Raw genomic sequence first — 9,581 nt, 5'->3', positions numbered from 1 at the left:
GGGCAGCGTCGGCGACCGGGATGATCGCGGGAACGATTTCGCAAGCGCACGCGGACACGTCGTTCCTGAACGTGTCGTACGACCCGACGCGCGAGCTCTACCAGGAGTTCAACCAGGCTTTCGGCAAGAAATGGAAGGCTGAAACGGGTGAAACCGTCACGTTCAAGCAATCGCACGGCGGCTCCGGCGGTCAGGCGCGCTCGGTTCTGGACGGCTTGCAAGCCGATGTGGTGACGCTGGCGCTGGCCTACGACATCGATGCGCTCGCAGCCAAGGGATTGGTCGCCCAGGACTGGCAGAAGCGTTTGCCGGACAACGCGTCGCCTTATACATCGACGATCGTGTTCCTCGTGCGCAAGGGCAACCCGAAGCAGATCAAGGACTGGCCAGACCTGCTCAAGCCGGGCGTGTCCATCGTGACGCCTAATCCGAAGACGTCTGGCGGCGCGCGCTGGAACTACCTCGCAGCATGGGCGTATGCAGAACATTTGCCGGGCGGCAACGAGACGACCGCCAAGGACTTCGTGACCAAGCTCTACAAGAATGCCGGCGTGCTGGATTCCGGCGCTCGGGGAGCCACCACCAGCTTTGTGCAGCGTGGGCAGGGCGACGTGCTGATCGCTTGGGAAAACGAGGCGTTCCTGTCGTTGAAGGAATTTGGCTCGGACAAGTTCGAGATCGTGGTGCCGTCGGTGAGCATCCTGGCTGAGCCGCCAGTGGCAGTTGTCGACAAGGTCGTGGATCGTCATGGCACACGCAAGCTGGCTGAGGCTTACCTCAAGTATCTGTATAGCGAGGAAGGTCAGGAGATCGCGGCGCGCAATTTCTATCGGCCGCGTTCCACGGCAGTTCCCGCCGCGCTGACGAAGCAGTTCCCGAAGATCAAGCTTTACACCATCGACGACTCGTTCGGTGGCTGGACCAAGGCGCAAAAGACGCATTTCGCCGATGGCGGCGTGTTCGATTCGATCTATCAGCCGCAGTAAGTGTCGCGATAAGCATGGCGGCATGAAGGACAGCATCGCCGGCGCTCATGCGCTCGCGATGCTGTAGTCGTAAAGAAGCTTGAAACAACACTACGGCCGCATAGATGGCCATGAAACCAACCCGAAGCTCGACCCCGAAGCGCCGTCCCCGCGGCGCGCCGGAACTGGATGATTCACGCATGACGACTTTCACTTTCCGCAAGCCCAGCGCACTGCCGGGCTTTGGCCTGACGCTCGGCATCACGGTGGCGTATTTGAGCCTCGTGGTGCTGATTCCGCTCGCCGCGACGTTTGCCAAGACGGCCACGCTCGATTGGGCGACGTTCGTGCGCGCGGTCACGTCGCCGCGCGTGATGGCGTCGTATCGGCTGACGTTTACGGCGGCTCTCGGCGGCGCGCTGATCAACGCCGTGTTCGGCTTCCTGGTCGCGTGGGTGCTCGTGCGCTACACATTCCCGTTCAAGCGCGTGGTGGACGCTGTCGTCGATCTGCCGTTTGCGTTGCCGACGTCGGTTGCCGGCATCGCTCTCGCCGCGGTATATGCGCCCAATGGCTGGATAGGCCAGTTTCTCGCTCCGCTCGGGATCAAGGTGGCGTTCACGCCGTTGGGTGTGCTCGTGGCGCTGACGTTTATCGGCTTGCCGTTCGTGGTGCGCACCGTCCAGCCCGTGCTGGAAGATTTCGAGCGCGAGCAGGAAGAAGCGGCTGCGTGCCTTGGCGCCACGCGCTGGCTGACGTTTCGCCGCGTGGTGCTGCCGTCGCTGTTTCCAGCGATCCTGACCGGTTTCGCGCTCGCGTTCGCGCGTGCGCTGGGCGAATACGGGTCAGTCATTTTCATCGCCGGCAATGTGCCGATGAAGTCCGAAATCACGTCGCTGCTGATCATCACGAAGCTCGAACAATACGACTACGCCGGCGCGACCGCTATTGCCGTGGTGATGCTGTGCGTATCGTTCCTGATGCTGCTGCTGATCAACACGCTGCAATGGTTCCTGCAACGGCGCACGAGCCGCGGCGGAGCCGGACCCGCGCCTGCTTCGGCCGGTGCACTGCATATTGACGGGGCGAAAGCATGAGCACCGTCAACCAGAAAAGTGTCGATGACACCACGCCCCGTGAGACCGAGCACAGGCTTGATCCGGTTACCGAACCGCGCGTTGTGCGCTGGGCGCTGACCGCCATCGCGCTGATTTTCCTGGCGCTGTTTCTCGTCGTGCCGCTCGTTGCCGTGTTTGCGCAAGCGTTCGCCAAGGGCGTCGACTATTACTTTGATTCGCTGAAGGATCCCGATGCGTGGTCCGCCATCAAGCTCACGCTGATCGTCGCCGCCATCGCCGTGCCGCTGAACGTGGTGTTTGGGTTGACGGCGTCCTGGTCGATCGCGAAGTTCGAATTCCGCGGCAAGGCCTTCCTCACGACGCTGATCGATTTGCCGTTTTCGGTGTCACCGGTCGTCTCGGGCCTGATCTATGTGCTGATGTTCGGCGCGCAGGGCTGGTTCGGCCCCTGGCTCATCGACCACAACGTGCAGATCATCTTCGCGGTGCCCGGCATTGTGCTCGCCACTATCTTCGTCACGTTCCCGTTTGTTGCGCGCGAGCTGATCCCGCTGATGCAGGCGCAAGGCAACGACGAGGAAGAAGCCGCTCACGTGCTCGGCGCGTCAGGCTGGCAGATCTTCCGTCGCGTGACCCTGCCGAACGTGAAGTGGGGTTTGCTATACGGCGTGATTCTCTGCAACGCACGGGCGATGGGCGAGTTCGGCGCGGTATCGGTGGTATCGGGCCATATTCGCGGACAGACCGACACCATGCCGCTGCATGTAGAAATCCTCTACAACGAATACAACTTTTCGGCGGCGTTCGCCGTGGCGTCGCTGCTTGCGCTGCTCGCGCTGGTCACGCTCGGCCTGAAGCTGCTCGCCGAACGCCGCATGTCGCAGTCGATTGAAGCGGTGCAGGCAAGGCCCGCCGATGTGTCCGCTGCGTCAGTGTCACTCCAGAACTAGAAGGCGAAGATCACCATGAGCATCATCGTTCGCAATTTGCAGAAGCGCTTCGGCGATTTCGTCGCGCTGGATAACGTGTCGCTCGACTTCCCGTCGGGCGAGCTGGTCGCACTGCTCGGTCCGTCGGGATGTGGCAAGACCACGCTGCTGCGCGTGATCGCGGGGCTGGAATACGCGGACGCCGGTTCGGTCGTGCTGAACGGCGAGGACGTGGCGGCCGTGGGCGCGCGCGAGCGGCAGGTCGGTTTCGTGTTCCAGCATTACGCGCTGTTCCGCCACATGACCGTGTTCGAGAACGTGGCGTTCGGCCTGCGCGTGAAACCGCGCAAGGAGCGGCCGTCCGAAGCGGTGATTCGCGAGAAAGTGCATGAATTGCTGAAGCTCGTGCAGCTTGACTGGCTGGCGCAACGGTTTCCATCGGAGCTTTCGGGTGGACAACGGCAGCGGATAGCGCTGGCCCGCGCGCTGGCCGTCGAACCGAAGGTGCTGCTGCTCGACGAACCGTTCGGCGCACTCGACGCCAAGGTTCGCAAGGAACTGCGTAGCTGGCTGCGGCGTTTGCACGACGACCTGCATATCTCGACAATTTTCGTCACGCACGATCAGGAAGAAGCGCTTGAAGTTGCTGACCGGATCGTGGTGTTGAATCGCGGTCATGTGGAGCAGGTAGGCAGTCCGCAAGACGTCTACGACCATCCGCAGACTTCATTCGTGTACGAGTTCCTTGGCGCTGCAAACCGGCTCAAGGGCAGCGTGGATGCGAACGGTTTTGTGGCGCAGGGCGCCGCGCAACCGATCGCGACCGAAGCAAATTTCGCGGGTCCGGCGTTCGCTTATGTGCGCCCGCATGACCTGACGCTGTTCCCTACGGCTTCTGGTCATCGCGATGGCATCGTGGTCGATGTCCGCCGTGTCGTGACGCTGGGCGGTTCGGTGCGTGTGGATCTGGAAGGCGCTGAAGGCAACGTGCTGGAGGCGGAACTGGATCGCGAAACCTGGCGTGGATTGAATCTGAATATCGGCGATGGCGTGACCGCCGTGCCGCGTGTACTGCGCGTGTTCCCGGCGCATTAAGCAAACTGAAAAAGAGAGGCTGACATGAACTTCCAGCAATTGCGTTTCGTGCGCGAGGCCGTCCGGCAGAACATGAATCTGACGGAAGTCGCAAACGTGCTTTACACATCGCAGTCGGGTGTGTCGAAGCAGATCAAGGATCTCGAGGACGAACTCGGCGTCGATATCTTCATTCGACGCGGCAAGCGTTTGACGGGCCTGACCGAGCCGGGCAAAGAGGTGCATCAGGTGATCGAGCGCATGCTGCTCGATGCCGAGAACCTGCGCCGCGTGGCGCGCCAGTTTGCCGATCAGGACAACGGCCATCTGGTGGTCGCGACCACCCACACGCAGGCGCGTTACGCGCTGCCCAAGGTGATCCGCCAGTTCACGGAAGTGTTCCCGAAAGTCCATCTCGCGCTGCGTCAGGGCAGCCCGCAACAAATCGCGCAGATGATCATCAACGGCGAGGCGGATATCGGCATCTCGACGGAAGCGCTTGACCGGTATCCGGATATCGTCACGTTCCCTTGCTACACGTGGCATCACACGGTGGTCGTGCCGAAGGGGCATCCGCTAGTCGGCCGCCAGAACATCACGCTCGATGAGATCGCCGAATATCCGATCGTCACCTATGACCATGATTTCACCGGCCGCTCGCATGTCGACCAGGCGTTTGCGAAAGCGGGCGCGCTGCCGGACGTGGTGCTGACCGCTATCGATGCCGATGTCATTAAGACGTATGTTGAATTGGGCATGGGCATCGGTATTGTGGCGGCGATGGCCTTCGACGAGAAACGCGATACCGAACTCGTCGCGCTCGACACGCAGCATCTGTTCGAAGCCAGCACCACGCGCGTGGGTTTGAGGAAGGGCGCTTTCCTGCGGGCGTATGCGTACAGGTTGATCGAGATGTTCGCGCCGCAACTCGACGAAGCGCAGATCGCGGCGCAATTGCGGGAAGCTGCCTAAGGTCTGAAAAGACGGCTTAAGAATCAGGCAGCCGCCGCTCCGCTACAATCACGGCCATGAACTCCTCACACACTTCATTGCCGCGGATCGCGGTGCTGGCTACCGGCGGAACCATCGCGGGCGAGGCCGGCGATGCCGCGAAAACATCGGGTTACAAGGCCGGCGTAGTCGGTGTCGATAAACTGCTAGGCGCAGTGCCTTCGCTCTCGCAAGTCGCGCAGATCCAGGCCGAGCAAATAGCGAGCATCGACAGCAAGGATATGACGCCGGCGCTGTGGGCCACGCTCTGCGAGCGAGTGAATGCGTTGCTGGCGCAGGACGATATTGACGGCGTCGTCATCACGCACGGCACCGATACGCTCGAGGAAACCGCCTACCTGCTGCATCTCACAGTTAAAAGCGAGAAGCCGGTTGTGCTGACGGCGGCCATGCGCCCGGCGACGGCTTTATCCGCCGATGGTCCGCTGAATCTTCTCAACGCGGTAACGGTCGCGGCAAGCCCGACGTCCTGGAAGCAGGGCGTGCTGGTCGCGTTCAACAACCAGATCCACTGCGCCCGCGACGTTACGAAGACAAGCACCTATGCCGTCGATGCCTTCCGCTCACCCGATAGCGGTGCGCTCGGCTGGGTGCAGGACGGGCAGGTGGAATTCCAGCGTTCAGTGGTGAAGCCGCACACGGTGCATAGCCCGTTCCAGATGTCCGCTGACCTGCCCGCGGTCGAGATCGTGACGAGTTATGCTGGGGCGTCGCGAGCGGCTATCGATGCGTTCGTTGCCTCGGGTGTCAAAGGGCTCGTGATTGCAGGGACGGGCAACGGCTCGATTCATTCGACGCTGCAACACGCCCTTGCCGATGCCGCCAAACACGGCGTGGCGGTGGTTCGGTCGTCGAGGGTGGGAGCGGGACATGTGATGCGCAACGGCGCGGCGCCTGACGATGCGCTCGGCTCGATCACCGCAGGCGCTTTGAACCCGTATAAGGCGCGCGTGCTGCTGATGCTGGCGTTGGCGGCGGGCACTGCCCCGGCAGATTTGCAAAGCGTATTCGATACATATTGATCGTAGAGATGCGCCGGACCTCCGGCGTCAGCTTTCTATCATCCCAGCATTTTCCGATACTGCACAAACCCCGACCGGTCCGCGATGCGGTCATACAACTGCATCGCGTCGGTATTGGTTTCATGAGTCAACCACCAGACTCGCGAGCACTGCGCTTCAGCAGCCTTGGCATAGACATGTTCGATGAGCTTGCGTCCAATCCCGGCTCCGCGAATATCCGGTTCCACGTATAAGTCCTGCAGATAACAATAGTCGCCTGCGGTCCAGCACGACCGATGCATGATCCAGTGCACCATCCCGACTACACGGCCATCCATGACCGCCAATGCGCCGAATACCGGCTCCGCGGGATCGAGCATGCGTACCCATGTGCGCAGGGTCGTATCCATGGGGATATCGGTTTTGTAGAACGCCTGATAACCGCGCCATAACGCCAACCACGCATCGAAGTCGGCAACGGCCACCGATTTGATCTCAATAGGAGTTGTCGATGTCATGGTCGTGCGTTTCCTGAATGTGATTGGAATATTGCGAAATAGTGTTGGAGATCATAGATCGCTTCAACAAAAGCAAAAAGATCCAGCGGGGCTTGTTTTCCAGGAGCCACGCGACGGAGGCGTCCGGGAGTGAAATTGACGGCGAAGGCAACGGTGGGTTCGCGCGTTTCGATGTCGATGCTGCCAGGAGAACATGGGCGCATGGGCGGCATGTCACACAAGGATTGATGGGTGATTCAGGAAATGCAATTAAAACCCGCAAACAAGGGTTTTTCGTTAGATATACGAACAAGTTTTTAAACGTCAGGATCCAGTCAATGAAACCATTGTCACGATGACATTTCGATGCACCGAAATGGTCGTTAAATTCCCTTTGAGAGTGCGCATCCATGCACTAGACTTGAGCCAGAATTTTCGAGTGTGATAGTTCTTAAGATCAGTCGGAAAAGCGAAGCGGTTTGCTGGCGGTGACATAGATCACGACTCGTCAGGATTTGAGATCTGTTTCTATCGCTTTTACATATTTCGGTATCCTATTTAATGTTTTGATTTTTAGAAATTAAAAATAGGTATCGTCGGCTCGCAACCCAGATGGACGGGATAGGTGATGAAACATCCCATGGCTGTGTATTCGCTGCAGGAGCTACATCGGTCGCTCGCGCAAACAACGCTGGGAACCGACAGTCCCGACTCTTCCGTGGGCGGTACTCCACTTAGGCTATTCATCAGGCAACCGTTCACCGAGTCGGGTCAGACGCAGCAGCGCTTGATCGAACAGATACTGCAAATTATCGACACCGCCAATGACTCACGCTGTCCCTTCAACTATCTCACCGGCACCAGCGCTGAAAGTGCGGATACCTTCAGAGAATCGTTTGAGCGTGATCGTCAACTGCCATTTACGCCGAAGAACTTTCGTGACTATCGGCTGAAACTGTTGGATCAGGCCGATGTCATGATCAATATCAGGGTGGGTATGAGCGAGAGCAGCGCCTTTGAACTCAGCTACCACATTTTCAAGGGGCGATGCTCCCCGATCCTGTTTCTTGTCTGGAAGCATGCTCCGATCAAAACGACGCTGATTCGGGAGCTCGATGATTTATGTGAGGTAACTTACCTGGAGTTCGAACACGCGGACGAGTTGAGGGCAGGCATACACGGCTTTTTCCAGATGCTGTCGATCAGCCGGACGGTCCAGAACGCAACGCTTCGACAACGGATCATTCGTTAAGGCCACACGGCGAATCTTGGCGGTACCTGTTGACCCCGAAACAAAAACGCGACCCTCGGGTCGCGTTTCTATTCAAGCATTCAACCTGTCGTCAAGCCAGCGCGGGAATCCGCAGAACCTGTCCTGGGTAGATCTTGTCCGGGCTCTTGAGCATCGGTTTGTTGGCTTCGAAGATCACGTCGTTCTTCGCGCCGTTGCCGTAGTACTTGTCAGCGATTTTCCAGAGATTGTCGCCGGAAGCCACCGTATGAAATTGCGAAACGGGGGCGGGGGTCGGTACGGTGAGTTGATCGTCGACCTTGTCCACATGCTGCACGTTACCCGCTGCCACGAGGATCTTTTCCTTCGTCGCCTGATCGGCGGCCTGGCCGCTCACCGTGACCGTATGCGACGCGCCGTCGAAGCTGACTTGCAGGTTGTCGGCGTTCAAGCCTTGCGCGCGGATATACGCTGCGATTGCGTCGCCAGCCGTCTTGTTGAGCGCGGCGATATCAACCGGTGGAGTGGCGCCGGCGGGCGCTGCTTTAGCTGTGGTCGAAACAGCGCCGAATAACTTCTCGCCAGCGTCCTTGATGAAACTGAGAATGCCCATGTTGCAACTCCTGTAATAACCGGGTAGATCGGCTTGATCGAGCCGAGCCATTTAGTCTCCAGAACTAAGCGTTAGTTCTCGGATTCCACCGATGGAATTGTCATACTTTGTGGATGGGCATTTCTTGAGCAAATAAACGAAGAAAGATCCGGCAATGCGGACACCCGGCAATGACGTCTGACCGACCAAGGCTTCCACGTCATTACCGGGCGCCGCTTGACGGACCCCGCTTTATTGCTCTTTCTGCAACCGGCAATGCGTATAGCAATACGTAGGCGTCAGCCGGCTTTCAAGCAGTTCATTCGGTAACCTGATGATTCGACATCAGTTCCAGCGCCTTCACCATTCCTGAGTGATCCCACTCGCGGCCACCGTTCGCCACGCACACGCTGAACAACTGCTGCGCGCTCGCCGTATGCGGCAAAGCGACACCCAGTTTCTTTGCACTTTCCAGCGCGAGGTTCAGATCCTTCTGATGCAATTCGATTCGAAAGCCCGGATTGAACGTACGTTTCGTCATGCGTTCACCATGAACTTCCAGGATCCGCGATGCGGCAAAACCGCCCATCAACGCACGCCGCACCCGCTCGGGATCCGCGCCGGATTTGGACGCAAACAGCAACGCTTCGGCCACCGCTTCTATGTTCAGCGCCACGATGATCTGGTTCGCGACTTTGCAGGTTTGTCCTGCGCCGTTATCGCCGATGAGCGTGATGTTCTTGCCCATGACATCGAAGAGCGGCTTTGCTCGTTCGAACGCCGCTTCCGGACCGCCGACCATGATCGTCAACGACGCTTCACGCGCGCCGACTTCACCGCCTGACACCGGTGCGTCGAGATAATCGCAACCGAGCGCATTGATTTTCTTTGCGAACGCTTGCGTTTCGATCGGCGAGATGGAGCTCATGTCGATAACGAGCTGCCCCTTTTCCAGACCTTGCGCCACACCGTCGTCGGCGAACAGGACGTTAGCAACGTCGGGCGTGTCCGGCACCATGATGACGATGATTTCACTGGCTCGCGCGACGTCCGTCGAGCTCGCGACCACCTTGCCAAGCGAGCGTAGGTCGTCCGGCACGGGGTACGCGCCGTTCAGCACCAGCGAGTGGCCGGCTTTCTTCAAATTGCGCGCCATGTGCGCGCCCATGATGCCCAGGCCGATAAATCCGATTGTTGCCATT

The 9,581-nt window shown here is 59.2% G+C and carries 10 protein-coding genes; 7 read left to right on the top strand and 3 right to left on the bottom strand.

Annotated features, from left to right (window positions below):
• Window positions 1–20 precede the first annotated feature (20 nt).
• The 6 genes from FH08_RS0118710 to FH08_RS0118685 all read left to right on the top strand — a co-directional run bounded on the left by FH08_RS0118710 (window position 21) and on the right by FH08_RS0118685 (window position 6,080).
• Window positions 21–986 (top strand): sulfate ABC transporter substrate-binding protein, encoded by a 966-nt coding sequence (locus FH08_RS0118710; RefSeq protein ID WP_063771212.1) that lies wholly within the window; start codon window positions 21–23, stop codon window positions 984–986.
• 179 nt (window positions 987–1,165) lie between these two features.
• Window positions 1,166–2,062, top strand: coding sequence for a sulfate ABC transporter permease subunit CysT (gene cysT / locus FH08_RS0118705; protein ID WP_031359802.1), 897 nt, complete (start codon window positions 1,166–1,168; stop codon window positions 2,060–2,062).
• Window positions 2,059–2,994, top strand: coding sequence for a sulfate ABC transporter permease subunit CysW (cysW, locus tag FH08_RS0118700; RefSeq protein WP_051888359.1), 936 nt, complete (start codon window positions 2,059–2,061; stop codon window positions 2,992–2,994). The genes cysT and cysW overlap by 4 nt, the downstream gene beginning before the upstream one ends.
• 15 nt (window positions 2,995–3,009) lie before the next feature.
• The gene (locus FH08_RS0118695; RefSeq protein ID WP_031359800.1) at window positions 3,010–4,068 is read left to right on the top strand and encodes a sulfate/molybdate ABC transporter ATP-binding protein; all 1,059 of its coding nucleotides are present in this window, start codon (window positions 3,010–3,012) and stop codon (window positions 4,066–4,068) included.
• Between the two features lie 24 nt (window positions 4,069–4,092).
• Window positions 4,093–5,019 (top strand): CysB family HTH-type transcriptional regulator, encoded by a 927-nt coding sequence (locus tag FH08_RS0118690; protein ID WP_031359799.1) that lies wholly within the window; start codon window positions 4,093–4,095, stop codon window positions 5,017–5,019.
• Window positions 5,020–5,075: 56 nt separating this feature from the next.
• Window positions 5,076–6,080, top strand: a complete 1,005-nt coding sequence (locus FH08_RS0118685; RefSeq protein WP_031359798.1) for an asparaginase — start codon at window positions 5,076–5,078, stop codon at window positions 6,078–6,080.
• A gap of 38 nt (window positions 6,081–6,118) precedes the next feature.
• Here the strand turns inward: FH08_RS0118685 and FH08_RS0118680 are convergent, their stop codons facing one another.
• The gene (locus tag FH08_RS0118680; RefSeq protein WP_031359797.1) at window positions 6,119–6,577 is read right to left on the bottom strand and encodes a GNAT family N-acetyltransferase; all 459 of its coding nucleotides are present in this window, start codon (window positions 6,575–6,577) and stop codon (window positions 6,119–6,121) included.
• Window positions 6,578–7,196: 619 nt separating this feature from the next.
• Between FH08_RS0118680 and FH08_RS49530 the strand changes: the two genes are divergently transcribed.
• Entirely contained in the window at window positions 7,197–7,808 is a 612-nt protein-coding gene (locus FH08_RS49530; protein ID WP_051888358.1) for a hypothetical protein, read from the top strand.
• Between the two features lie 91 nt (window positions 7,809–7,899).
• On the opposite strand, the gene lysM is transcribed toward FH08_RS49530, so the two are convergent.
• A complete protein-coding gene (gene lysM, locus FH08_RS0118665) occupies window positions 7,900–8,400 on the bottom strand; it encodes a peptidoglycan-binding protein LysM (RefSeq protein WP_031359794.1) in 501 nt (166 codons plus the stop codon).
• 298 nt (window positions 8,401–8,698) lie between these two features.
• The gene (glxR, locus tag FH08_RS0118660) at window positions 8,699–9,580 is read right to left on the bottom strand and encodes a 2-hydroxy-3-oxopropionate reductase (protein ID WP_031359793.1); all 882 of its coding nucleotides are present in this window, start codon (window positions 9,578–9,580) and stop codon (window positions 8,699–8,701) included.
• Window position 9,581: the final 1 nt, after the last annotated feature.

The organism is Caballeronia sordidicola, assembly GCF_000729995.1.
Taxonomy (GTDB): Bacteria; Pseudomonadota; Gammaproteobacteria; order Burkholderiales; family Burkholderiaceae; genus Caballeronia; species Caballeronia sordidicola_A.
The sequence above is the reverse complement of the archived record's forward strand: the minus strand, read 5'-3'. Positions and strand labels throughout refer to the sequence as shown.

Bases quoted from the DNA above. Each gene is read 5' to 3' on its own strand.
- FH08_RS0118710 (WP_063771212.1), top strand. From the start codon at position 21: ATGATCGCGGGAACGATTTCGCAAGCGCACGCGGACACGTCGTTCCTG.
- cysT (WP_031359802.1), top strand. From the start codon at position 1,166: ATGACGACTTTCACTTTCCGCAAGCCCAGCGCACTGCCGGGCTTTGGC.
- cysW (WP_051888359.1), top strand. From the start codon at position 2,059: ATGAGCACCGTCAACCAGAAAAGTGTCGATGACACCACGCCCCGTGAG.
- FH08_RS0118695 (WP_031359800.1), top strand. From the start codon at position 3,010: ATGAGCATCATCGTTCGCAATTTGCAGAAGCGCTTCGGCGATTTCGTC.
- FH08_RS0118690 (WP_031359799.1), top strand. From the start codon at position 4,093: ATGAACTTCCAGCAATTGCGTTTCGTGCGCGAGGCCGTCCGGCAGAAC.
- FH08_RS0118685 (WP_031359798.1), top strand. From the start codon at position 5,076: ATGAACTCCTCACACACTTCATTGCCGCGGATCGCGGTGCTGGCTACC.
- FH08_RS0118680 (WP_031359797.1), bottom strand. From the start codon at position 6,577: ATGACATCGACAACTCCTATTGAGATCAAATCGGTGGCCGTTGCCGAC.
- FH08_RS49530 (WP_051888358.1), top strand. From the start codon at position 7,197: ATGGCTGTGTATTCGCTGCAGGAGCTACATCGGTCGCTCGCGCAAACA.
- lysM (WP_031359794.1), bottom strand. From the start codon at position 8,400: ATGGGCATTCTCAGTTTCATCAAGGACGCTGGCGAGAAGTTATTCGGC.
- glxR (WP_031359793.1), bottom strand. From the start codon at position 9,580: ATGGCAACAATCGGATTTATCGGCCTGGGCATCATGGGCGCGCACATG.